This is a genomic window from Streptomyces sp. NPDC047061 (assembly GCF_040643955.1).
Lineage (GTDB): Bacteria > Actinomycetota > Actinomycetes > Streptomycetales > Streptomycetaceae > Streptomyces.
On sequence record NZ_JBEYVI010000041.1, the window covers coordinates 80,284 to 102,806 of the forward strand.

21 protein-coding genes and 2 pseudogenes are annotated in these 22,523 nt (G+C 72.6%); 8 read left to right on the forward strand and 15 right to left on the reverse strand.

All coding sequences use genetic code 11. The features are described 5' to 3' along the window. Positions 1-455 precede the first annotated feature (455 nt). Positions 456-1,607: pseudogene (locus tag ABZ887_RS40530) on the reverse strand (DUF6777 domain-containing protein); the annotation flags it as partial. 156 nt (positions 1,608-1,763) lie between these two features. On the opposite strand from ABZ887_RS40530, the gene ABZ887_RS40535 reads away from it, so the two are divergent. Then, complete coding sequence (locus ABZ887_RS40535; protein ID WP_361301648.1) at positions 1,764-3,053, forward strand: streptophobe family protein; 1,290 nt, start codon at positions 1,764-1,766, stop codon at positions 3,051-3,053. A gap of 94 nt (positions 3,054-3,147) precedes the next feature. On the opposite strand, the gene ABZ887_RS40540 is transcribed toward ABZ887_RS40535, so the two are convergent. The 4 genes from ABZ887_RS40540 to ABZ887_RS40555 form a co-directional block, all read right to left on the reverse strand. Further along, complete coding sequence (locus ABZ887_RS40540; RefSeq protein ID WP_361301651.1) at positions 3,148-4,086, reverse strand: serine/threonine-protein kinase; 939 nt, start codon at positions 4,084-4,086, stop codon at positions 3,148-3,150. Continuing rightward, entirely contained in the window at positions 4,086-4,634 is a 549-nt protein-coding gene (locus ABZ887_RS40545) for a hypothetical protein (RefSeq protein ID WP_361301654.1), read from the reverse strand. Before ABZ887_RS40545 ends, ABZ887_RS40540 begins: the two co-directional genes overlap by 1 nt. Positions 4,635-4,641: 7 nt before the next feature. Continuing rightward, entirely contained in the window at positions 4,642-6,981 is a 2,340-nt protein-coding gene (locus tag ABZ887_RS40550) for an FHA domain-containing protein (protein WP_361301657.1), read from the reverse strand. Between the two features lie 69 nt (positions 6,982-7,050). Further along, complete coding sequence (locus ABZ887_RS40555; RefSeq protein WP_361301660.1) at positions 7,051-7,461, reverse strand: hypothetical protein; 411 nt, start codon at positions 7,459-7,461, stop codon at positions 7,051-7,053. Positions 7,462-7,732: 271 nt separating this feature from the next. On the opposite strand from ABZ887_RS40555, the gene ABZ887_RS40560 reads away from it, so the two are divergent. Together ABZ887_RS40560 and ABZ887_RS40565 are read left to right on the forward strand one after the other, a co-directional pair. Then, positions 7,733-8,155, forward strand: coding sequence for a nuclear transport factor 2 family protein (locus tag ABZ887_RS40560; protein ID WP_361301714.1), 423 nt, complete (start codon positions 7,733-7,735; stop codon positions 8,153-8,155). 77 nt (positions 8,156-8,232) lie between these two features. Next, a complete protein-coding gene (locus tag ABZ887_RS40565) occupies positions 8,233-8,520 on the forward strand; it encodes a DUF1905 domain-containing protein (RefSeq protein ID WP_361301663.1) in 288 nt (95 codons plus the stop codon). Between the two features lie 12 nt (positions 8,521-8,532). On the opposite strand, the gene mgrA is transcribed toward ABZ887_RS40565, so the two are convergent. Then, positions 8,533-9,525, reverse strand: coding sequence for an L-glyceraldehyde 3-phosphate reductase (mgrA, locus tag ABZ887_RS40570; RefSeq protein ID WP_361301666.1), 993 nt, complete (start codon positions 9,523-9,525; stop codon positions 8,533-8,535). 111 nt (positions 9,526-9,636) lie between these two features. On the opposite strand from mgrA, the gene ABZ887_RS40575 reads away from it, so the two are divergent. The 3 genes from ABZ887_RS40575 to ABZ887_RS40585 all read left to right on the forward strand — a co-directional run bounded on the left by ABZ887_RS40575 (position 9,637) and on the right by ABZ887_RS40585 (position 11,705). Further along, positions 9,637-10,530 (forward strand): LysR substrate-binding domain-containing protein, encoded by an 894-nt coding sequence (locus tag ABZ887_RS40575; RefSeq protein ID WP_361301669.1) that lies wholly within the window; start codon positions 9,637-9,639, stop codon positions 10,528-10,530. 113 nt (positions 10,531-10,643) lie between these two features. Beyond that, positions 10,644-11,162 (forward strand): hypothetical protein, encoded by a 519-nt coding sequence (locus ABZ887_RS40580; RefSeq protein WP_361301672.1) that lies wholly within the window; start codon positions 10,644-10,646, stop codon positions 11,160-11,162. Between the two features lie 27 nt (positions 11,163-11,189). Next, complete coding sequence (locus ABZ887_RS40585) at positions 11,190-11,705, forward strand: DinB family protein (RefSeq protein ID WP_361301675.1); 516 nt, start codon at positions 11,190-11,192, stop codon at positions 11,703-11,705. Here the strand turns inward: ABZ887_RS40585 and ABZ887_RS40590 are convergent. From ABZ887_RS40590 to ABZ887_RS40630, 9 genes and pseudogenes are all read right to left on the reverse strand, one after another. After that, on the reverse strand, positions 11,687-12,757 hold the full coding sequence (locus ABZ887_RS40590) for an adenosine deaminase (RefSeq protein WP_361301678.1): 1,071 nt from the start codon (positions 12,755-12,757) through the stop codon (positions 11,687-11,689). The genes ABZ887_RS40585 and ABZ887_RS40590 overlap by 19 nt on opposite strands. A 38-nt stretch (positions 12,758-12,795) precedes the next feature. Next, a complete protein-coding gene (locus ABZ887_RS40595) occupies positions 12,796-13,188 on the reverse strand; it encodes a VOC family protein (RefSeq protein ID WP_361301681.1) in 393 nt (130 codons plus the stop codon). Positions 13,189-13,376: 188 nt separating this feature from the next. After that, complete coding sequence (locus ABZ887_RS40600) at positions 13,377-14,309, reverse strand: M48 family metalloprotease (RefSeq protein WP_361301716.1); 933 nt, start codon at positions 14,307-14,309, stop codon at positions 13,377-13,379. Further along, on the reverse strand, positions 14,309-14,689 hold the full coding sequence (locus tag ABZ887_RS40605; protein WP_361301684.1) for a BlaI/MecI/CopY family transcriptional regulator: 381 nt from the start codon (positions 14,687-14,689) through the stop codon (positions 14,309-14,311). Before ABZ887_RS40605 ends, ABZ887_RS40600 begins: the two co-directional genes overlap by 1 nt. Before the next feature lie 689 nt (positions 14,690-15,378). Beyond that, positions 15,379-16,275, reverse strand: coding sequence for an oxidoreductase (locus ABZ887_RS40610; RefSeq protein WP_361301686.1), 897 nt, complete (start codon positions 16,273-16,275; stop codon positions 15,379-15,381). 35 nt (positions 16,276-16,310) lie between these two features. Then, positions 16,311-16,709 (reverse strand): annotated as a pseudogene (locus ABZ887_RS40615) (chitinase); the annotation flags it as partial. 510 nt (positions 16,710-17,219) lie between these two features. Continuing rightward, positions 17,220-18,542 (reverse strand): aldehyde dehydrogenase family protein, encoded by a 1,323-nt coding sequence (locus ABZ887_RS40620; protein WP_361301719.1) that lies wholly within the window; start codon positions 18,540-18,542, stop codon positions 17,220-17,222. A 147-nt stretch (positions 18,543-18,689) separates the two neighbouring features. Continuing rightward, complete coding sequence (locus ABZ887_RS40625) at positions 18,690-19,883, reverse strand: RNA polymerase sigma factor (RefSeq protein WP_361301689.1); 1,194 nt, start codon at positions 19,881-19,883, stop codon at positions 18,690-18,692. Beyond that, a complete protein-coding gene (locus tag ABZ887_RS40630) occupies positions 19,883-20,233 on the reverse strand; it encodes a YciI family protein (RefSeq protein WP_361301722.1) in 351 nt (116 codons plus the stop codon). The genes ABZ887_RS40625 and ABZ887_RS40630 overlap by 1 nt, the downstream gene beginning before the upstream one ends. 135 nt (positions 20,234-20,368) lie before the next feature. Between ABZ887_RS40630 and ABZ887_RS40635 the strand changes: the two genes are divergently transcribed. Together ABZ887_RS40635 and purU are read left to right on the forward strand one after the other, a co-directional pair. Further along, entirely contained in the window at positions 20,369-21,418 is a 1,050-nt protein-coding gene (locus tag ABZ887_RS40635) for an acyl-CoA dehydrogenase family protein (RefSeq protein ID WP_361301691.1), read from the forward strand. Between the two features lie 144 nt (positions 21,419-21,562). After that, a complete protein-coding gene (purU, locus tag ABZ887_RS40640; protein ID WP_361301694.1) occupies positions 21,563-22,435 on the forward strand; it encodes a formyltetrahydrofolate deformylase in 873 nt (290 codons plus the stop codon). Positions 22,436-22,523 lie beyond the last annotated feature (88 nt).

Genomic DNA, 22,523 nt, shown 5'->3' on the forward strand with positions numbered 1-22,523 from the left:
TCGCCGAACGCGCACACATCAGGTCGCGCTGGTCACAGCGCCGGTGAGGCGGGGCCCTCGGGTGCCGGGGGGACGGAGGTCTCGACCGACCGGGTGCCCGGCCCGGGAGCCGCCGAGCTGGGCGGTGCCTGCTGGGCGGAGGAGGCCGGGGCGGCGGAGGACACCGCGGACTGGGGACCGGGCGACGCCGGGGACGCCGGGGCCTGCGGTGGCGCCGAGGACGGGTGCTCGGAGGCCGGCCCCTGCGACTTCGGAGGCTGCGACGCAGGCGATTCGTTCTTCGGGGACTCGGTGCGGGGGGACTCGTTCTGGTTCTTCGGTGACTCGGACTTCGGCGGCTCGGACTTCGGGGACTCGCTCTCGCTCTTCGGGGGCTCGCTCTTCGGGGGCTCGGACTTGGGCGGCTCGGACTTCGGGGACTGCGACGAGGGCGGCGCCGAGAACGGCTGCTTCGAGGACGGCGGCTGGGACGAGGGCGGCTTCGAGCCCGGTGACTGCGAGCCTGGCGACTGCGAGGACGGGGAGTTCGAGGCCGGCGACTTCGACGGCGGGGGCTTCGAGCCGTTCCCCGGGCTGGGCGGTGTCGACGGGCCGGACGAGAGCGGCGGGCACGGTGTGGTGCCGGGTGCCCCGGGCTTCCCGGACGCGGGCGGACAGCCTTGGTGGGCCGGTGGGTTCATGGGGTTCGGATCGGCCGGGGGCCTGGCCGGGCGGTCGTCGTGCCCGGTGTGGTCGCCCCGGTAGCGGCCGAACCAGTCGTCGCGCTGGTGGTCGAAGACGACGAAGACCTTGACGATCTGCGCGGCGGGCGCGACGACGACCACGTTCGAGGGCCGGTAGGCGGACCAGGCGGTGCCGATGGCCCTCGGGGTGGTCTGCTGCGCGACCGGCGGGGCCAGCGGGTTGCCGCAGGCGCACCGCACCCGGGGCACGCCGTGCCCGTCGACCAGGACCGCGGTGCCCGCCTGGAGGACGGACTGGTAGGCGGTCGCCTTGCCGTCGCGGTAGCCGTGGTTGGTGACCCGGGTGTCCGCGCGCAGTTGTACGGGCGTGAGGGAGCGCAGGTAGGCGGGGACGCCGGACGGCTGGACGCCGACCTGCGAGGCGAACGCCTTGTTGCGGGAGGGCGAGGCCTGGAAGTACCTGACCTGTTGCTCGACGTCGCAGCTGGCGCTGTTCTTCGTGCCGCTGTAGAGGCCGGGCGCTCCGCCGTCGACCCCGCGCACCTCGTTCGCCGGCGCCGCCGACGCGGCCGACCCGGTAGGAGCCGCGGACACCGCCGCGGCGGTGGTCTTCGTGGCGGTGGACTCGGTGAACGGGTCCTGGCCGGAGCTGTTGGCGGCCTGCAGGAAGACCTCGCCACGCTTCCCGGAGCTGTCGCCCGAACGGGTGAGGACCAGGGCCAGGGCCGCGGCCACCACCACGGCGGTGGTGAGCGTGGCGACCCGGGGCACCGACCTCCACCACGGCTGGTGCGGCTCCCCGCCCTGACCGCCGCCGCCTCCGGGAGGCTGCGACGGGGGCCCTGGGGGCGGCCCGGATGGCCCGGACAGCGGGCCGGAGGGGGGTCCTGTGGGACGGCCGGACGACGGCGGTTCGACGCTCACGCGTTCATCTCCCCGGTTCGACAAACGGCATTCCGAAAAAAATGCCTCATTTGGGGCACATTGTGCCCAATGTGCGCCGGTCCGGTACCGGCCGCAAGCCGACGCGGACGGACCACCCGGCGGGCGGGGCGGGCGGGTCCTGCCTAGCGTGACCATGTGCGCCCCGAAATCGCCTCCGCGCAGCCGGTGGCCACGCCGGCCGGCCGGCCCCTCGCCCGGCACGGCTGGCTGCCGGCCCTGGCCGTGGTGCTGGCCGCCCTGGTCGCCATGCTCGTGGTGGCCGCGGTCGGGCTGTGGGCGGCGGGCGCGGCGGACCTGCCGAAGGGCGCGTTCGCGCCGGTGGTCCTGGCGGCCGTGGTGACGGCGGTCGGCGGCACCGTCGAGCTGTCGGGGGACGCGGGCGAACTGGCCCGGACGAACGCCGGGCTGACGGTCGTACCGCTGTCGGTGACGCTGGTCGGGGCGCTGGTCGCCGCCGGGGGCTTCCTGCGGCCGCTGCGCCACCGGGCGGTGGCCGGGGCCGCGGAGCTGGCCGGGTGGGCGGCGCGGATCGCCGTGCTGTGGCTGCTCGCGCTGGTCGGACTCGCGCTCGGCGCCCGGCACACCTTCGCGGTGGACGTGGGCAGCGGCGTGCTCAGTGACCTCACCGACGCGCTCGACGCGGCACCGAAGGCGGGCTTCACGACGGACGTTGCGCTCACCGCCGGGTTCGGGCTGCTGTGGCTGGCGGGGGTCCTGCTGCTGGCGCTGCTGGTGTCGCGCGGCGCGCCGCTGCCGGGGCGCCTGCTGCGTTTCCAGGCCTCGGTGCGCCCGGCGGCGTACGCGATGGTCGTGCTCGTGCTGGCGTACGTCGTGCTGGCCCTGGTGATCGCCCTGGTCGTGATGGTCACCCGCGGGCATGCCAGGGAGACCCTCGCGGTGATCCTGCTCGGACTGCCCAACCTGGCCTGGCTCGCCCTCACGCTCGGGCTCGGCGCCACCTGGAAGGGCAGGATCGACGGCCCGTTCGGGCTGCCGGTGCCGAAGGTGCTCACCGAGGTGCTGCGCACACCGGACGTCTCGACGCTGAACCTGCGCACCATCACCGCCCACGACGGCCGCTGGTGGTGGCTGGCCTGGGTGGCGGGGGTGCTGCTGCTGGCGGCCGCGTTCCTGATGGTGGCCCGTTCCCCGGCCCGGATCCGCGCCTGGCAGCACGCCCTGCACCTTGCGGTCGCCCTCGCGCTGACGATGCTGGCCCTGTGCCTGATCGGCCGGATCTCCGCCCACTACGGCCTCTCCCTGCTCGGCATCGGCGATCTGGGCGGCAATCTGTCGGGCGAACTGCTGCTGGAGCCCGTGCTGTGGTCGGCGATGGGCCTGGGCGCGTTGTGGGGTCTGGTCGCCGGGTTCCTGGGCGCGCTGCTGGCCCGCCCGGTGCACCGGCGGGGCGAGGTGTCGGCCTGAGGGCCGCCGAGGGGCCCTCAGCCGGAAGGCCCTGGAGGCCCTGGCGGCAGGCCCTTGCGGCAGCCCCTGGCGATCGGCGGGGCGGCGGGCAGGGCTAACCGCGCCGGAAGACCGGACCGGCCCAGGGCGGCGGCGGACGGGACACGGGCCGCTCGTTCCCGGACGCGACGGTGGCCGTGGCCGTTCGCAGGGCGGTGACGAAGGCGAGGCAGGTGGGGTAGCGCTCGTCGGGCGTCTTGGCGAGGGCCTTCGCGAAGACCTCGTCCACGGCCCTGCCGAGGTCCGGCCGGGCGGCGGTGACGGCGGGCGGCTCCTCGTTCTGGTGGGCCCACAGCACGGCCATGTCGTCCTCGCGCACGAACGGCGGACGGCCCGTCAGGGTCTCGTGGACGACGCAGGCGAGGCCGTACTCGTCGCAGCGGCCGTCGACCGGCCGGCCGGCGATCTGCTCCGGGGCCACGTAGTCGAGGGTGCCGACGAATTGGCCGACGGAGGTGAAGCCGGTCAGGGACAGGGACTTCTTGGTGAGTCCGAAGTCGGTGAGGTAGACGTGCTCGGGGTGGTCGCTGTCGGTGCCCTGGGCGACCAGGATGTTGCCGGGCTTGACGTCCCGGTGGACCAGGCCGTGGTCGTGGGCGGCGTCCAGCGCGGACGCCACCTGGGCGGCGATCCGCACCGCCGCCGGGAAGGCCGACGGGCCCTCGTCGTCGAGCAGGTGGCGCAGGTCGCGGCCGTCGACGTAGCGCATGGCGATGTAGAGGACGCCGTCGGTCTCGCCGGCCTCGAAGACCGGCACGATGTGCGGGTGGTCGATCGCGGCGGCCGCCCGGGACTCGTGGGTGAAGCGCTGCCGGAAGACGTCGTCGCGGGCGAGTTCGGGGGCCAGCAGCTTGAGTGCGACCGTGCGGTCCAGACGCAGGTCGTGGGCGCGGTAGACGACGGCCATGCCGCCGCGGCCGAGCCGGCTCTCGATCAGGTAGCCGGCGACCTCCTTCCCGACCGGTTCGGAGAGCAGGCCGGCACCGCCGGACATCAACGGTCACCGTCGGGGGTGACCACCCGGGTCGGCTCATGACCGGGGCCGCCGCCGCCCGGCCCCGCGCGGTCGGTGACGTACGTGGACAGCCGCCGCCCGTCGCCGTACAGCCAGCGTCCCTCGGCCGGGTCGTACAGCCACATCGACTCCCCGTCGACGACCACGCCGATGCGCAGTCCGTGGGTGCGGCCCCGGAAGGACTCGCCGTCGAGGCCGCCGACGGCCAGTTCCTCCACGGCGGCCCGGTAGCCGGTGAGTGCCTCGGTGGCGCGGGCCAGCAGCCCGCGGGGGTCGGTGGCCTCGGTGAGCGGGTCGCCGGCGACGGGCGGGTCCTGCGGAACGGCGACGAGGTAGCGGCCGTCGACCCAGGCGGACCAGCCGTTGGCGCAGCTGATGTGCGCCCAGTCGCCGTGCCGTTCCACGAGCTGGACCGGGAGCAGGGCGTCGAGCGGCACGGTGGGCCGGGCCGGGTCGGGGGCCTCCCAGGCGGGCATGCCGTCGCCGGGGACGACGTGGGTGGGCCGGAATCCTGGCGTCGTCGTCATCGCTCGCCTACTTCCGCATCACGGCCGGTTCGTGCCGGCGCAGCAGCCGGGAGAGCACACAGCCGAAGGCCACCGACAGCACCACCAGCATGAGCATGTTCCGCAGCCAGACGCCCGCCGAGTGCCGGAAGAAGGGGTCGGCGGTGAGGGTGCCGGGCACGATCCGGTGCAGTTCGACGGTGCCGGCCATGGCGCCGAGCGCCCATCGGGACGGCACCAGCCAGGCGACCTGCTCCAGACCGGGTACGCCGTTCAGCTTCAGCAGGGTCCCGCAGAAGACCACCTGGACGACCGTGAGCAGCACCAGCAGCGGCATCGTCACCTCCTCCTTGCGGACCAGGGCGGAGATCAGCAGACCGAGCATCATCGCGGTGAAGGAGAGCACGGCCACCGCGACGGTGATCTCCAGCAGGGGCGGCATCAGCACCCCGTCGCCGCCGGGCGCGTTGATGTCGACGCCGGCCAGGCCCACCTGGGTGAGCACGATCGCCTGGAGCACGGTGATGGCGCCGAGGACGACGACCTTCGACATCACATACGCCGATCTGGGCAGGCCGACGGCTCTCTCGCGCTGGTAGATGACCCGCTCCTTGACCAGCTCGCGCACGGCGTTGGCCGCGCCGGTCAGGACGCCGCCCACGCACAGGGTGAGAAGCGCGTTGGTCGCGGTGTCGAAGGTGAGTTTGTTGCCGGCGACGGCCCGTGCCATGGCGCCCATCACGAACGGCAGCCCGATCATGATGGCGAGGAAGGTCCGGTCGGCGGCGAGCGCGGCCGTGTAGCGGCGCACCAGCGTCGAGAACTGGGCGCCCCAGCTGCGCGGCCTGGGCGGCGGGGCGGTGGCCATCGGCCCGGAGCGCGGCACCACGGGCTGCGCGCTGGAGTTCACGATGTACTTCCGGTGGAAGGACGAGGCGCGGTACTCCCCCGCCCAGTCCCGGCCGGTGTCCCGCTCGAACGCCTCGAAGGCCTCGGGCCACTCCTCGAACCCGAAGAAGCCGAGGGCGTCGCCGGGCGGCCCGAAGTAGGCGGTCCGGCCGCCCGGGGCGAGGACCAGGAGGCGGTCGCACACGTCGAGGCTGAGCACGCTGTGGGTGACGACGATGACGGTACGGCCGTCGTCGGCCAGGCCGCGCAGCATGTTCATCACCGAGCGGTCCATCCCGGGGTCGAGCCCGGAGGTCGGCTCGTCCAGGAAGAGCAGGGACGGCTTGGTGAGCAGCTCCAGGGCCACGCTGACCCGCTTGCGCTGCCCGCCGGAGAGGCTGTGCACGGGCTGCTCGGCCCGCTGTTCGAGGCCCAGTTCCCGGATGACCTCGTCGACCCGCTGGCGCCGCTCGGCCTTCGCGGTGTCCTCCGGGAAGCGCAGTTCGGCGGCGTAGGTGAGGGCGCTGCGCACGGTCAGCTGGACGTGCAGGATGTCGTCCTGCGGGACCAGTCCGATGCGCTGGCGCAGCTCGGCGTAGTCGCGGTAGAGGTCGCGGCCGTCGTAGAGGACGGTGCCGTGCTCGGCGGGACGCTGTCCGGTGAGGGCGCCCAGCAGCGTGGACTTGCCGGCGCCGCTCGGTCCGACCACGGCGAGCAGGGACTTCTCGCCCACCGGGAAGGAGACGTGGTCCAGCAGGATCTTGCGTCCGCGGTCGACGGCGACGGTGAGTTCCTGGACGTCGAGGGAGACCTCGCCGGTGTCGACGTACTCCTGCAGCTGGCCGTCGACCAGGCAGAACGCCGAGTGGCCGATGCCGACGACGTCGCGGGGGCCGAGCGGGGCGCGGGTGACGGCGCGGCCGTTGAGGTAGGTGCCGTTGTGGCTGTCGAGGTCGACGATCTCGTGGCTGCCGTCGGGGTGGACGCGCAGTTCGGCGTGGTGGCGGGAGACGATCAGGTCGTCGACGACGACGTCGTTGTCGGGGGCGCGGCCGATGCGGACCGTACGGGCCTGGAGTCGTCGTATCGAGGTGGGCTGCCGGAAGGTGCCGGTCCGGCTGGGCATCGAGACCGAGGAGGGGCGGTCCGGGGCGGGCGGCGGGCGGCCGCTCAGGACGGCGGACGGGCCGTCGGCGGGGCTGCCGAAGCGGATCACCGTGCCCGGTCCGACCTCCCATTCCCGGATGCGGCGGCCGTCGGCGTAGGTGCCGTTGGTGCTCTGCTCGTCCTCCAGCGTCCAGTGGCCTTCGTCGGGCCGCAGCACCGCGTGGTGCCAGGAGACCCGGGCGTCGTCGATGAAGATGTCGCTCAACGGGTCGCGCCCCACGTGGTAGTCGCGCCCCGGGCTCATCACCGTGGATCCCGTGTCGGTCTCCAGGACGAGTTCGGGCGCCGTCGAGGCGACCGGTCGCTCCGCCATGGCCAGAATTCTACCGATCTGACCACTTGTGTGCCTTGTCATGACCGCCCGGGCGGCGGCTGTCACGTGTCAGGCGACGGGGACGACGAGGGCCGGTACGGTGCGCTGCATCCGGAGGGCGTCGATGGACTCGGCGAGCAGCTCGTACTCCGTGGTGTCGTCCTGGAGGGCGATCCGCACCAGCCGCCCGCCGGCCAGTTCGTCGGCGACGAGTTCCTGCCGGACCACGTCGGCACACCAGGCACGCAGCAGGGCGGGCACGTCGGAGACGGTGTCGGCGACCGGGACCAGCGCCCCCCGCGGGAACCTGGGGTTCTCGGGTAACGGGTCCAGCCGCTCCGCGATCCAGGACGCCCGGTCCCGTAACCACCACAGCGCCAGCGCCAGGGTCGGCGCACGGTAGGTGCCCAGCGGAACGCCGATGCGTTGCCCGCCGCACATGCCGTATGCCGTGACATGGCACAGGAATTCGTCGTGCACGATCACTCCCCCGTAGCTCGCCGGTGTGCCGTCGCGGCCGGGTTTCCGTGCGGCTCCTGTGCGGTGAAGTGCTCCTGACATTCGAGTATGTTCACTTTCGAAACACTGTCACCACACCTTTCCGGCCAGTCTCTTGGCATATTCCCCCTGCGAATTGGCCGAAATGCGCGAGCTGTACCGGCGGGTCTTCATTGCCTGAGGGGTAATCGACCCGTCACGCGGACCGGGGCATGGCGGTGCCGACGGATCGCCGCAAGCCGCGACCCACCCCCTGACCAGCAGTGACGACCTCGATGGAGGCCGATTCGCCAGGTCCACGAACACCGACCGTTACCAGACCGCCGCCGCCCGCTGCTTCGAGGCCTGGAACGCAACGGAGCCGCAGGCGCCGGGCAAGGCGGCCGCCGAGGCATGGGCTCCGGACGGCCGCTACACCGATCCGCTCGTGGATGTCGGCGGACACGCGCAGATCACGGCCGTGATCGCGGCGGCGCACCAGCAGTTCCCGGATTTCGACTTCCGTCCGCTCGGGGCCACCGACGGCCACCACGACACGGCGCGCTTCGGCTGGGAGCCGGTGAACGAAGCGGACTATTCGGCTCCGGTGGCCGGTTTTGACGTGGTCACGCTCAGTCAGAACGGCCGGATCCTCCGGGTACCGGGCTTCCCGGACCGGATTCCGGCCGGAGCATGAGCCGGCGTCCGCGATGAGTTCCCGCGCTCGCGGCGGTCTCCCGGACGAGAGAGACCACCGCGAGCGGAGGACCGTCGATGAGTACGACCGCACACCTGGACGTGGAGTTCACCGCCGTGCTGCGCCGCAGCCCCGCCCGGGGCGGCTGGACCTACGTGGTCTGGCCCGAGTCCGCCGTGTTCTTCGGCACCCGGGGACTCGTCAGGATCCGCGGCACGGTCGACGGGCACCCCTTCCGGAGTTCCTTCATGGCCCTGGGCGACGGCACGCACAAGCTGCCCGTGCGGGCCGACGTCCGCAGGGCGATCGGCAAGGGCGAGGGGGACACGGTGTGCGTCCGCCTCACCGAGCGCCTCACCGGTTGACGATCACTTCGGTCACCGGTTGATGATCGCCTCGATCCGGGCCAGCTCCTCCGCCTCGAAGTCGAGGTTGCGCGCGGCGCCGACGCAGTCCTCGACCTGCTGCGTGCTGCTCGCGCCGATCAGCGCCGAGGTCACCCGGCCGCCGCGCAGCACCCAGGACAGGGCGAGCTGGGCCAGGGTCTGGCCGCGGCCCTTGGCGACCTCGTCGAGGTCGCGCAGCTGGGCGACCAGGTCCTCGGTCACCGCGTCCGAGTTCAGGAACGGGCTGTCGCTCGCGGCCCGCGACCCCTCGGGGATGCCGTCGAGGTAGCGGCCGGTCAGCAGGCCCTGCTCCAGCGGGGAGAAGACGATGGAGCCGACCTGGAGCTCGTCGAGGACGTCCAGGAGGCCCTCGGTCTCCGGGCGGCGGTCCAGCATCGAGTAGCGCGGCTGGTGGATGAGGAGCGGGGTGCCGAGCTCGCCGAGGATCCGGGCGGCCTCCCGGGTCTGCTCCGCCGAGTAGTTGGAGATGCCGACGTAGAGCGCCTTGCCCTGCTGGACCGCGGAGTGCAGGGCGCCCATCGTCTCCTCCAGGGGAGTCTCCGGGTCCGGGCGGTGCGAGTAGAAGATGTCGACGTGGTCCAGGCCCATCCGGGTCAGGGACTGGTCCAGCGAGGACAGCAGGTACTTGCGCGAACCCCACTCGCCGTACGGGCCGGGCCACATCAGGTAGCCGGCCTTGGTGGAGATGATCAGCTCGTCGCGGTAGGCCGCGAAGTCCGCCCTGAGGGCCTCGCCGAACGCGGACTCGGCGGCGCCGGGCGGCGGGCCGTAGTTGTTGGCGAGGTCGAAGTGGGTGACGCCGAGGTCGAAGGCGCGGCGCAGGATGGCGCGCTGGGTCGCCACGGGCCGGTCGGGCCCGAAGTTGTGCCACAGGCCGAGCGACAGCGCGGGGAGCTTCAGGCCGCTGCGGCCGCTGCGGCGGTACGGCATGTCGGCGTAGCGGTCGGGGTGTGCGGTGTACAACGCGACTCCAGAGGGGTGGGCACAGGATCTACCGGTTCCACTCTTTCCCGAGCCGCGGGCAGTGGTCCAACAGGAGAATCCGATGGAATTGTGCGGCTAGGCTGCTCAATCATGGAACTGCGCCACCTCCAGCACTTCGTCGCCGTCGCCGAGGACCAGCACTTCACCCGGGCCGCCGAGCGGCTGATGGTGTCCCAGTCGGGGCTGTCGGCGTCGATCCGGGCCCTGGAGCGGGAGCTGCGGGCACCGCTGTTCGTGCGGACGACCCGCCGGGTGACGCTGACCGAGGCGGGCCGGGCGCTGCTCGGCGAGGCGGAGCGGATCCTGGCCCAGGTGCGGTCGGCGCACGAGGCGGTGGCGGCGGTGCAGGGGGTACTGCGCGGGACGCTGGCGCTGGGCACCGAGCAGTGCATCGCGGGGGTGCACGTGGCGGGGCTGCTCGCGGCGTTCCGGCGCCGGCACCCGGACGTCGAGATCCGGCTGCGGCAGGCCGGCTCGGGTGCGCTCGCCGAGGAGGTGGCGGCGGGCCGGCTCGACCTGGCCTTCGCGTACCGCACCCAGGACGACACCGACCAGCTGCGCTCGGTGGCCCTGACCGGCGAGCCGATGACCGTGCTGTGCCATCCCAGCCACCGGCTGGCGACGGCCGGCGTGGCGGTGACCCCGCAGGACCTGGGCGGCGAGGTGTTCGTCGACTTCCACCCGGACTGGGGCCCGCGCCGTACCACCGACGCGGCCTTCGCCTCGGCGGGCGTACGGCGGACGGTCGCCCTGGAGGTCAACGACGTGCACAGCCTCCTCGACCTGGTCGACGAGAACCTCGGTGTCGCCGTCGTCCCCCGTCACTTCCGCCACAAGCGGCCCACGCTGACCGCGCTCGCACTCAAGGACACGGACGAGGCCGCGTACGAGACGGTCGCCCTGCTGCCGCCCGAGACGGCCACCAGCCCGGCGGCCCGGGCGCTGATGAACCTCCTCGAAACCGGGGACCTGACAGAGCGGTGACGGCCTGGACATGCCGGCCCCCGGCCCGCCATCCTGTCCGGGCGGTGCCGGTCCGGGGGGCGGCCGCATGGTGCGAGGGGCGGGGTTCGGTGGAGCGATCGCAGGACACAACTGTGCCGGCGGAGCAGATCCGTTACCGGTTGACGGTGCTCCAACGCCTGCTGCCCATGCTGCCGACCATCGTCATCGTCATGTCCTCCCAGGTCGTGTTCCGGCTGGAGGGGGACCCGACGGGTCCCCTGCTCGTCTCGGCGGTGGTCCTGTGCGGTGTGCTGCCGCTCCTGGGGCTGATCACGTCGTGGTCCCTCGGGATCACGCTCACGCCGTCGGCGGCCGTGGTGCACGCCTTCCGCCGCCGGACCGTCCCGTGGTCGGACGTCCAGGCCATCCGGATCGAGCCCCTCCTCGGCAGCCGCACCGTCGTGATCTACGAGGCGGGCGGCCGCTGTACCCGCCTGCGGGCCCCGAGCACCGGGATCCTGAGCTGGGATCGCGACTTCGAGGAGAAGTTCCACACCATCGGCAGGTGGTGGCTGGACCACCGCGGCCCGGACTGGATTCCCGTCCCGCCGCCGTGGACACCGTGGAGCGGCCCGCCGGAGCGTCAAGGAAGCCGGATTCCCGGCGCATGACGACCGGCGATGCGCGATCGTGGTCGTATGCATGCAAGGGACATCCTCATCGACGGCTTCGGCCGCATCCAGGAAGAAGTCCATGCCGCCCTCGACGGCGCCGACCCCGACCTGCTCAACGCCCGCCCGTCCCCCGACGCCAACTCCGTCACCTGGCTGGTGTGGCACCTCACCCGGATCCAGGACGACCACGTCGCCGACGCCTTCGACCTGGACCAGGTGTGGCTGGCCCAGGGCTGGGAGAAGCGTCTCGGCCTCGACCTGCCGCCCCGTGACCACGGGTACGGCCACACCCCCGCGCAGGTCGCCAAGGTCACGGTGGACTCCGGCGACCTGCTGACCGGCTACTACGACGCGGTGCACGAGCAGACCCTGGGCGTACTGCGCGGACTGCCCGCGGCGGACCTCGAACGGATCGTCGACACCCGCTGGGATCCCCCGGTCACGCTGGGCGTACGGCTGGTGAGTGTCCTGTCCGACGACCTTCAGCACGTCGGACAGGCGGCCTACCTGCGGGGGCTGCTTCAGAGCGCGGCGGCGTAACCCGGCAGGACGACGTCCTCGATGAGGGCCTTGCGCTCGTCGAACGGGATGAACGCGCTCTTCACGGCGTTCACCGTGACCGTGCGCAGGTCCTCGACGGTCCAGCCGGCCTCCTCGACCAGCAGGGACGCCTCCCGGGTCATCGTCGTCCCCGACACCAGCCGGTTGTCGGTGTTGAGGGTGACCCGGAAACCCAGCTCCTTCAGCGCGGTGATCGGGTGCTCGGCGATCGAGGTGGCGCAGCCGGTCTGGAGGTTGGAGGTGGGGCACATCTCCAGGGCGATGCGGCGGTCGCGCACCCAGCCGGCGAGACGGCCGAGCTTGCCGTCGACGATGTCCTCGGTGATGCGGACACCGTGCCCGATGCGCTGGGCGCCGCAGGCCTGGATCGCCTGGTGGATGCTGGGCAGGCCGTAGGCCTCACCGGCGTGGATCGTGAAGGGCACGCTCTCGCCGCGCAGCAGCTCGAAGGCGTCCAGGTGGTCGGCGGCCGGGAAGCCGTCCTCGGCACCGGCGATGTCGAAGCCGACGACACCGGCGTCCCGGTAGGCGACGGCCAGCTCGGCGGCCTCGCGGACCCGGTCGAACATCCGCATCCCGCAGAGCAGGGTGCCGACGCGGACCGGCGTGCCGGCGGCAGCGGCCTTCGCCATGCCGGCCGCGAGCCCCTCCTGCACGCTCTCCACGACCTCGTTCAGCGTGAGCCCGCCCCGGACGTTGAGCTCCGGGGCGTAGCGCACCTCGCCGTACACCACACCGTCGGCGGCCAGGTCGAGGACGTACTCCTCGGCCACCCGCCGCAGCCCCTCCTTGGTCTGCAGCACGGCGAGGGTGTGCTCGAAGGTGGCTATGTAACGGACCAGGTCTCCGGAGTTGGCAGCCTCGAAGAACCAGGCGGCCAGCTCGTCCGGATCGGTGGCGGGCAGCGTGTGACCGACCTCGGCCGCGAGCTCGACCAGGGTGGCGGGGCGCAGGCCGCCGTCGAGGTGGTCGTGGAGGACGGCCTTGGGAAGGCGACGGATCACATCTGCGTCTACGCGCGTAGCAGTCATGGTGGAGCTTTCCTCGGCAGGTGGTTCGGAGCGGTCGGTCAGGCGGCGGGCTGGAGCAGGTCCCAGCGGTTTCCGTAGAGGTCCTGGAAGACGGCGACGCTGCCGTACGGCTCGTGCCGCGGCTCCTCCAGAAAGGTCACGCCGGCGGCGGTCATCCGGGCGTGGTCGCGGGCGAAGTCGTCGGTGTGCAGGAAGAACCCGACGCGGCCGCCCGTCTGGTCGCCGACGCGGGCGCACTGCTCCTCGTCCTTGGCGCGGGCGAGCAGCAGTCCGGTGCCGTGCCCCTCCCCGCCGGGCTCCACGACGACCCAGCGGGAGCCGTCGGGCCGCGGCACGTCCTCGACGAGCCGGAAGCCGAGGGCCTCGGTGTAGAAGCGGATCGCCTCGTCGTAGTCGCCGACGACAAGGGTGACCAGGGCGACGCGTCGCATGGGGGCCTTTCGGTGGAGCGGTTAGCGGGAGAGGTTATACGTAAAACGTAACGGACGCCAGTCGCTTTCTCTGAGGACCGTCACTGAAGCGCCCCGATAGGGGCGCTGGGGGTACCCCCAGCCTTCGGCTGGGGGAGGAACTGCGCGACCAGCCCCCACCGACCCGCAGCCGACCGTCGACGCGGCCCCTACCCCTCCGCCTCCCCCTGCGCGACCTCCACCCGATGATGAAAGTCGATCATCCCGGTCGCGGAAGCGGCACACGAGAGCCCCGCGCAAGCCACCAGCAGCAGCACGGCGCCCCACACCCCCGCCCGCCGCCGCACCCGCGGCGCGGCCAGCAGCGCCTGCACCCGCTGCGGCACCGGCCCGGACACCGCACCCGGCACGAACGCCGGCCGCTCGACGCCCCCGCCCTGCCCCGCCAGCGCGGCCCGTGCGATCGCGCGGGCCGTCAGCCGCCGGTCCCCCACCGCACGCGCCGCTGCCTCGTCGGCAGCCCGCTCCACGGCCAGCCGGATGACGTCCCGCACCCCGCGCAGCGCTGGATGGCAGTGCGCCACGAGCTCGGCCGCGGCGAGATAGTAGTGATGGCCGCCCGCGTTGTGTGCCCGTTCGTGCGCGAACAGCGCCTCCCGTTCGTTCCCGTCGAGGCTGCGCAGCATCCCGGTGGTGACCACGATCCGGTGCGGCCTGCCGGGCAGCGCGTACGCGTCCGCACACGGCGAGTCGACCACGCACAGATCACCCGCCGCGGGTCCGCGCCCGGCCTCCGTGCGGGCCGCACGGAAGGCACGGACCTGCCGGAGCACCGTCCGCGCGAGCGTCCAGGCGCACACGGCGAGGGCTCCCACCGACAGCGCGGCCAGCGGCAGCACATAGCGGTCGGAGGCGGTGTGCAGGGGCCGGATCAGCTCACCGAGCGCGGCGAAGAACGGCACCTTGAACAGCCCGGTGAGGACGAACGCGCCGAACGCGGCGAGCGAGCACCCCGCGAGGGCGACGGCCGAGCCGGTGATCGCCCGGAGCGCGACGGCGGGGGCCAGCCGGTCGAGGGCCCGCCGGGCCAGGGGCGGCAGGGCGAACGGCAGCAGCAGCGGCAGGATCAGGAGTGCGATCATCATCCACCGGATTGCTCGTCGGCTTCGAGCAGGCCGCGCAGAACGCGCTCGTCGTCGGGGCTGAGCTGGGCGACGAAGCGGGCGAGCACGGTCTCCCGGTCGGCGTCCCGGTCGAGTTCGGTGTGCATCCGCTTCGCGGTCAGGCCCTGCGCGTCCTGAACGGGGACGTAGGCATAGCCGCGCCCCTGGCGGTGCCGTTCGACCACGCCCTTGTCGTGCAGCCGGGTCAGGATCGTCGTCACCGTCGTGCGGGCCAGGGCACTGCCGAGGCTCCGCTGCACCTGCCCGGGGGTCTGGGGCACACCGGCGGCCCAGAGAGCCGCCATGACGCTCGCTTCCAGTTCGCCGGCGGGCCGGCGTTCGTCCTTCCCGTCGGCCATGGAAGGTTCCTCACTCCTTCTTCGTCCTCGGTCCGCAGACCGTCTACGGCAGTGTAGTCAGCCCGGCGGCGCCCGTCGCCCGTGAATCCATTATGGGGAGCCCGCCGCGAGAGGTGGCCCGACCGCACAGACCGCGGAACCGTCACAGGGCATGCGCTGCCGGGGCTGGGAGGCGGGCCCGAGGCGCGGAGCGGTCCCGGCCGGCGGCTTCGCGGCCATGAAGAGCGCGGACCCGGCCCGTCCCCCCGAGCCTCGCAGGCTCGGAGCCCTCGCCCCCTCTGGAGGCGGAGACGGACATCGGGGTGGCCACGGCGGACGGCGACGGGCCGCCGTGTCCCGTCCCGCTCCGGTTCGTCCAGCGCGCGGACACGGTGCGGCTGTCCGCTCCCGCCGACCCCGGCCGGGCGCGACCTGCGGGACGGCGGCCGGGCCCTGCTCGGGCTCGGGCTCGGGGACGGGCGGGACGTCGTGCTGCCCGACGGGGAGGCGGCCGTCTTCGCCCCGGCCGACGTGCCGGGGCGGTGGCCGGGGCGCTGCGAGCGCGGACGGGCCGGGACCCGCGCGGGGACAGCCCGTCGTACGCGTTCTGCCGGATCCGGCCGTACCCGGTGCGGGCCCGGCGCGGGGAGCGCGAGCTGCGCGGTCGGCACCTGGTGCGGGACGGGGTGCGGGCGGTCCGGGCCGGGCCGTCAACCGGCCTTGGCGTGGACGGCGTTCAGCCGGGTCAGCTCCTCCTCCGTGAACCGGAGGGCGCCCGCGGCCACGTTCTCGGCCAGGTGGTCCGGGTTGCCGGTGCCGGGGATGGCGAGGACGTGCGGGCCCTGGTGCAGGGTCCAGGCGAGGCGGATCTGGGCAGGGGTGGCGTCGTGGGCGCGGGCGACGGCGAGGACCTCGTCGTCGTGGTCGGCGGTGGCGCCGAGCGCCCCGGCCACGGCGAAGAACGGCACGAAGGCGATGCCCCGTTCGCCGCAGATGCGCACGACCTCCTCGGTGGCGGGGTTCGCCGCGTCGAGTCCCCAGCGGTTCTGCACGCACACCACGGGGGCGATGGCCAGCGCCTCGTCGAGATGGTGCGGTTCGACGTCGGAGACGCCGAGGTGTCGGACCAGGCCCGCCTCGCGGAGTTCGGCGAGGGCGCCGAAGTGCTCGGCGATCGAGTCCTGGCCCATCCGGCGGAGGTTGACGACGTCGAGGTGGTCGCGGCCGAGCTGGCGCAGGTTCTCCTCGACGTGCCCGCGCAGCTGGTCGGGGCGGGCGGAGGTGGCCCACTCGCCGGAGTAGTCGCGGAAGGGGCCGACCTTGGTGACGACGACCAGGTCGTCGGGGTAGGGGGCGAGCGCGGTGTTGATGAGTTCGTTGGCGGAGCGCAGGGCGGAGAAGTAGAAGGCCGCCGTGTCGATGTGGTTCACACCGAGCTCGACGGCCTTGCGCAGTACGGCGACGGAGCGGGTGCGGTCGCTCGGGGTGCCGTGGTGGAAGGCGACGCTGCCCGTCAGCCGCATCGCGCCGAAGCCGAGTCGGTGGACGGGCAGGTCGCCGAGTTTCCAGGTGCCGGAGGCGTCCGCGGTGATCGATTCGGAGGTCATCGACGGAGTCTGGCACAGGGCCCCTGACCGGAGGGTCAGCAGTACAGGTTGTTCCCGGCCGGTACACCGAGGATCTGCGTGAACTTCTGGTAGGCGCTGACCCGGCTCTGCACCTGCGCCGGGTTCTTGCCGTCGTACTCCAGGGAGCCGTTGATGGAGCGGATGGTCTGACCGAAGCCGGCCTGGTTGACCATGGCGTTGTGGCCGGTCATGGTCCCGGGGCCCTTCTGGGTGTTCCAGTACCACAGGCCGGTCTTCCAGGCCACGGCGGAGTTGTTCTGCACGAGCCAGGGGTTGTTGAGCAGGTCGATGCCGAGCGCGTCGCCCGCGGCCTTGTAGTTGGAGTTCCAGCTGAGCTGGATGGGGCCGCGCCCGTAGTAGGCGGACTGGCCTGCGGGGCAGCCGTAGGACTGGCTCCGGTCGCAGTGGTGGGGATTGCCAACTGCTCGCCGGGGAGTGTGCACGAGGGTGACTTAGCTCAATCGTGCGATGGCCAGCTTCCAGGCTTGCGATGGTGCGGGCTACCAGGGCTACGCTGATCGAGCGATCTGGGACGCTTGGTGCGGTGCCAGCGTGTGGGGCCCCCGCTCCACCGGAGTGATGGTTCGGGCCCTCCCCGTCGTCTCTGGCCGTATCCATGTGGCCAGGTCGCAAAGGGAACTGGCCTCCTGGGCCCGGACCACGCACAAGATGCGTGTCACCGACCCGGGGCTGAGTACGCCGGGGACCAGTGCGCCCAAGACCGTTCGGGGCGTGCGGCTGGGCGGGCCCACAACTGCCTCGGTCTGCACCAGTCAAGCACGCAGACCACTCACGTCGGGCAGCCGATCTCCGATCCAGGACTGCTTCAATCGGGTCCGGAAACAGAGAAGTCGGACCTCGCCCGGACACCCGTCGGGCCCGGCCGCGTCACAACGCAGCCGGGCCCGACGGGTGTCGGCAGGTCAGCTCAGCGGCTTCGCCAGGATCGCCTTGCGGTGGCTGAACGTCTCGATGGAGTAGCGGCCGTGGTAGCTGCCCGTGCCGCTCTCGCCCACCCCGCCGAACGGCAGGTCGGAGACGGTGAGGTGGGCGAGCGGGAGGCCGTGGCCGAGGGCACCGGAGGAGGTCTCGGCGGCGAACCGGTCCCGGGTGCCGTCGGACTCGCTGAACACGTAGAGCGCGAGGGGCTTGTCACGGTCGTTGACGAAGCCGATCGCGCTGTCGAGGTCAGGGACGGTCACGATGGGCAGGATCGGGCCGAAGATCTCCTCCTGCATCACCGGGGACTCCGGGTCGACGTCGGCGAGCACGGTGGGCGCGATGTACTTCGCGGCACGGTCGGTATCGCCGCCGACGGCCACCCGGCCCGAGTCGAGCAGTCCGCTGAGCCGGTCGAAGTGGCGCTCGTTGACGATCCGGCCGTACTCGCCGGACTCCTTGGGCTCGCTGCCGAACAGCCCCTCGACGGCCTTGGCCAGGGCGGGCTCCAGGGCCGCGGCCGTCTCCGGGTCGGTCAGGACGTAGTCGGGGGCCACACAGGTCTGCCCGGCGTTGAGGAACTTGCCGCGCGCCAGCCGCTCCGCGACGACGGTGAGGTCGGCGTCGCGGTCGACGAACGCCGGGGACTTGCCGCCGAGTTCGAGGGCGACCGGGGTGAGGTGCTCGGCGGCGGCCCGCATCACGATCCGGCCGACCACGCCGTTGCCGGTGTAGAAGATGTGGTCGAAGCGCTCGGCGAGCAGGGCCGTGGTCTCCGGGATGCCGCCCTCGACGACGGCGACCGCCTCGGTGTCGAGGTAGGCCGGGAGCAGCCGGGCCAGTGCGGCCGAGGTCGCGGGCGCCAGCTCGCTGGGCTTGGCGACGACCGCGTTGCCGGCGGCGAGGGCACCGGCCACGGGGGCGAGCAGCAGCTGGGCCGGGTAGTTCCACGGGGCGATGACGAGGACGACGCCGAGCGGGTCGTACTGCGTCCAGGCGGTCGCGTCGCCGCCCAGGTGCTTCGGGACCGGCGCGGACTCGGGGCGCAGCCACTCCTCCAGGTGGTCGAGGGTGTGGTCGATCTCCCGGACGGTGAAGTCGATCTCCGAGCCGTAGGCCTCACGGGTGCTCTTGCCCAGGTCCGCGTGGAGGGCGGCCGCGATCTCCTCGCCGCGCTCCGTGAGCATGGCGCGCAGCCGGCGGAGCTGGCCGGTGCGCCACTCGACGGGCTTGGTGCGGCCGGTGCGGAAGGTGGCGCGCAGCCGGGCCACGATGTCGGCGGGCTGCTCGGGGGTGGGCTGGTTCACGGATGCCTCGCTGGTGATGCGCACGGGCCAGGGGCCCGACTGTGGTCTCGAAGGTCTCAAGCGTTCAGATGTACTTTGCAACCATTCAGGGTCCGAAGTAAATTCCGGCATCGCGAAAGTACTGCGCTTGACGTGGATCACATCTGGTCAGCCGGTGAGTTCGCCCCGCCGTCGTGCGAGGTGTGCCCGTTCGGGAAGGCTGTCGGCGAGCGCGATGGCGGCGTCGTACTCGGCGATCGCCTCGGCGTCCCGGCCGAGCCGGCGCAGCAGGTCGGCGCGGACGGCGTGCAGCACGTGGTAGCCGGGCAGGTCGAGCGCGTCGACCAGCTCCAGTGCGGCGGCCGGGCCCGTGACCTCGGCGACCGCGACCGCCCGGTTCAGCGCGACGACCGGGCTCGCGGCGACGGCCATGAGCTGGTCGTACAGCCGCAGGATCTGCCCCCAGTCGGTGGCGTCGACGGTGGGTGCGTCGCTGTGTACGGCGTTGATCGCGGCCTGGATCTGGTAGGGCCCGGGGCGGTTGCGGCGCAGGCACTGCCGGACGAGGTCCTGCCCCTCGGCGATCAGCTCGCGGTCCCACCGTCCGCGGTCCTGCTCGGGCAGCGGCACCAGCTCGCCCGCCGCCGGCTCCCGGGCGGGCCGCCGGGCCTCGACCAGCAGCATCAGCGCGAGCAGCCCGGCGGCCTCGGGCTCGTCCGGCATCAGTTCGTACAGCAGCCGTCCCAGGCGTACGGCTTCGGCGCACAGCGCGGGATCGCCGCCGTACCCCTCGTTGAAGACGAGGTAGACGACGGCCAGGACCCCGTTCAGCCGGTCGGGGAGGTCGGCGTCCTTCGGGACCCGGTAGGGGATCCCCGCGTCGCGGATCTTCGCCTTGGCGCGCACCAGGCGCTGCGCGAGGGTGGGCTCGGGGACCAGGAAGGCACGGGCGATGCGGGCCGTGCTGAGCCCGCCGAGCAGGCGCAGGGTCAGGGCGACCCGGGACTGGAGGGCGAGCGCGGGGTGGCAGCAGGTGAAGATCAGCCGGAGCCGTTCGTCGCGCACGGGGCCCTCCTCGGCCGATGGGTCGGGCGCGTACAGCCGGTCGGCCTCGGCGTGCCGGGCGTCCCGGGAGGACTCGCGGCGCAGCCGGTCGATCGCGCGGTTGCGCGCGGTGGTGATGATCCAGCCGGCCGGGCTCGGCGGCACCCCGGTGCGCGGCCAGCCGTCGAGCGCCGTGGCGAAGGCGTCCTGGACCGCTTCCTCGGCGAGGTCGATGTCGCCGAGGAAACGGACCAGGACGGAGACCGCGCGCCCGTACTCGGCGCGGAAGACGGCCTCGACGTCGACGGCGTCCGCCATCAGTGCTGGTCCACGAAGGGCCGTACCTCGATGGGGAGGGTGGTGGCCAGGGCGGCCTTGCGGCCCCATTCCAGGGCGGCGTCGAGGTCCTCGGCCCGGATGAGACAGATCCCGCCCAGGTACTCCTTGCCCTCGGCGTAGGGCCCGTCGGTGATCAGTACGTCCCCGCCCTCGGGCCGCAGCATGGTGGCCGTCTCCGGACCGTGCAGCCCGCCCGCGAAGACCCAGGCGCCGGCGGCGCGCAGCTCGTCGTTGAACGCCTCGACGTCACGCATGATCGCGGCGAGCGCGTCGGGCGAGGGCGGGGTGGCACCGGCGGGCTGGACCACACTGAGCAGGTAGTGCTTCATGATGTTCTCCTCGGTCGTCGTGAGGTGTGCCGTGAGGTGTGCCGTGAGGTGTGCCATGGGGTGTTCCCGCCTTCTACACGAACGGCGGGCCGCCGGATCGACACCGCACGCCGGGAAGCCGAAAGAATCTTCGCCATGACCATCGCCGCGCATCCGCTCGTCGCCCGCGCCCGGGAACTCGCCGACGGGCTCCTCTCCCCCGCCGCCGAGCGCGTCGACCAGGAGGGTGTCCCTCCGGGCCACATCGAGGCGGTGAAGCGCTCGGGCCTGCTCGGGATGAGCGCGCCGGTGGCGTACGGCGGCTCGGCGGCGCCCACGTCCGTGGTGCGGGAGACGGCGGAGATCCTGGCCGGGGCGTGCTGCTCGACCTGGTTCGTGCAGACGCAGCACCAGACACCCGTGCTGACCCTGGCGGGGACCGGCCTGCCGGTGCGGGAACGCCTGCTGGGCCCGCTGGCGCGCGGTGAGCTGCTGTCGGGGGTGGCGTACGCGCATCTTCGGTCGTACCCGCGGGTCCCCGTGCGGGTACGGCGGGCGGCGGACGGATGGCGCTTCTCCGGGACCGTGCCCTGGTACACCGGCTGGGGGCTGAACGACGTGCTGCTGCTGGCCGGGGTGACCGAGGAGGACGAGGCCCTGTTCGCCTTCGTCGAGGCGCGGGAGCAGCCGGGCCTGCGGCCGTCGGAGCCGATGCGCCTGGCGGCGCTCACCGCGTCCCGGACGGTCTCTCTCGACCTGGGCGGCCTGCACGTCCCGGAGGAGGCGGTCGCGCTCCGGATGCCGTTCGCGCGGTGGGCGGCGACGGACCGCCCGAAGACCCGCAACGCCAACCCGGCGGTCTTCGGGATCACGGAGGCGGCGCTGACGCTGGTGGAGGAGGAGTACGCGGCCGTGCTGCGGGGCCGCCTGGCAGAGATCCGCCGCCGGGCGTACGAGTTGGCCGACCATCCGGTGCCGGACGAGCACGTGGTGGAGCGGCTGGCGGTGCGGACGGAGGCGTTCACGCTGATGCGTACGGCCACGACCGCGGCGGTGGTGGCGGGCGGCGGCCGGGCGATGCTCCTGGACCACCGCGCCCAACGGCTGGCCAGGGAGGGCCTGTTCCTGCTGGTCCAGGGCCAGACGAGCGAGTCGCGTGCGGTGCATCTGCAACGGCTCGCGGAGCGGCCCGACTCCGGTCGTTGACGGCGGCACCGACCGGGAAGTGCGTTGCGTATCGCACGGAGTGGTGCGTCAAGTAGAACGTTGCCTCTTGACCTACCGACCGTCTCGGCTGGACCATGTTGCGTATAGTCCACATCGTTGCGCAATGTGCATCAGGAGGATGGCATGTCTCCTCGACCGCAGCCCGGCCGCGAGTTCGTCCTCACCCTGTCCTGCCCCGACCGGGCCGGTCTGGTCCACGCCGTCACCGGCTTCCTGGTCGGCCACGGCGGCAACATCCTGGAGAGTCAGCAGTTCGACGACCGGCTGGAGGACCGCTTCTTCATGCGGGTGCACTTCGACGTCCCGGACGGCGCGGTCTCGCTGGAGGAGCTGCGCACCGGTTTCGTCCCGGTCGCCGAAGAGCACCGGATCACCTGGCGGCTGAACGACGCGTCGACGCCGACCCGCACCCTCATCATGGTCTCGAAGTTCGGCCACTGCCTCAACGACCTGCTGTTCCGCAGGTCCACGGGCGCGCTCAACATCGAGATCCCGGCGATCGTCTCCAACCACCGCGACTTCGAGCCGCTGGCGCGCACCTACGGCATCCCCTTCCACCACATCCCGGTGACCCCGGACACCAAGGCCGAGGCGGAGGCCCGGCTGCTGAGTCTGGTCGCCGAGCTGGACGTCGACCTGGTGGTGCTCGCCCGGTACATGCAGATCCTCTCCGACGACCTGTGCAAGCAGCTCGAAGGCCGGGCCATCAACATCCACCACTCGTTCCTGCCGAGCTTCAAGGGGGCCCGGCCGTACGTCCAGGCGCACCACCGTGGCGTCAAGCTCGTCGGCGCCACGGCGCACTACGTGACGCCCGACCTCGACGAGGGCCCGATCATCGAGCAGGACGTCGTCCGGGTGAGCCACTCGCACGCCCCCGACGAGCTGGTCGCGCTGGGCCGTGACGTGGAGGCCCAGGTGCTCGCCCGCGCCGTACGGTGGCACAGCGAGAGCCGGGTGCTGGTCAACGGCCGCTGCACGGTCGTCTTCCGCTGACCCCACGAACCGCGGGCCCGCACCCCGGCCGGGGTCGTGTGAGATGGAGGCCGCCTGACGGAGACTCAGCACGAGCTTCTTCAACTGG

Excerpts from the sequence above, each read along its gene's own strand:
- ABZ887_RS40630 (WP_361301722.1), bottom strand. The coding sequence starts at position 20,233 with ATGAAGCACTACCTGCTCAGTGTGGTCCAGCCCGCCGGTGCCACCCCG.
- ABZ887_RS40600 (WP_361301716.1), bottom strand. The coding sequence starts at position 14,309 with ATGATCGCACTCCTGATCCTGCCGCTGCTGCTGCCGTTCGCCCTGCCG.
- ABZ887_RS40545 (WP_361301654.1), bottom strand. The coding sequence starts at position 4,634 with ATGACGACGACGCCAGGATTCCGGCCCACCCACGTCGTCCCCGGCGAC.
- ABZ887_RS40550 (WP_361301657.1), bottom strand. The coding sequence starts at position 6,981 with ATGGCGGAGCGACCGGTCGCCTCGACGGCGCCCGAACTCGTCCTGGAG.
- ABZ887_RS40605 (WP_361301684.1), bottom strand. The coding sequence starts at position 14,689 with ATGGCCGACGGGAAGGACGAACGCCGGCCCGCCGGCGAACTGGAAGCG.
- ABZ887_RS40610 (WP_361301686.1), bottom strand. The coding sequence starts at position 16,275 with ATGACCTCCGAATCGATCACCGCGGACGCCTCCGGCACCTGGAAACTC.
- ABZ887_RS40565 (WP_361301663.1), top strand. The coding sequence starts at position 8,233 with ATGAGTACGACCGCACACCTGGACGTGGAGTTCACCGCCGTGCTGCGC.
- ABZ887_RS40625 (WP_361301689.1), bottom strand. The coding sequence starts at position 19,883 with ATGGCGGACGCCGTCGACGTCGAGGCCGTCTTCCGCGCCGAGTACGGG.
- ABZ887_RS40585 (WP_361301675.1), top strand. The coding sequence starts at position 11,190 with ATGCATGCAAGGGACATCCTCATCGACGGCTTCGGCCGCATCCAGGAA.
- ABZ887_RS40540 (WP_361301651.1), bottom strand. The coding sequence starts at position 4,086 with ATGTCCGGCGGTGCCGGCCTGCTCTCCGAACCGGTCGGGAAGGAGGTC.
- ABZ887_RS40635 (WP_361301691.1), top strand. The coding sequence starts at position 20,369 with ATGACCATCGCCGCGCATCCGCTCGTCGCCCGCGCCCGGGAACTCGCC.
- ABZ887_RS40590 (WP_361301678.1), bottom strand. The coding sequence starts at position 12,757 with ATGACTGCTACGCGCGTAGACGCAGATGTGATCCGTCGCCTTCCCAAG.
- ABZ887_RS40575 (WP_361301669.1), top strand. The coding sequence starts at position 9,637 with ATGGAACTGCGCCACCTCCAGCACTTCGTCGCCGTCGCCGAGGACCAG.
- purU (WP_361301694.1), top strand. The coding sequence starts at position 21,563 with ATGTCTCCTCGACCGCAGCCCGGCCGCGAGTTCGTCCTCACCCTGTCC.
- ABZ887_RS40595 (WP_361301681.1), bottom strand. The coding sequence starts at position 13,188 with ATGCGACGCGTCGCCCTGGTCACCCTTGTCGTCGGCGACTACGACGAG.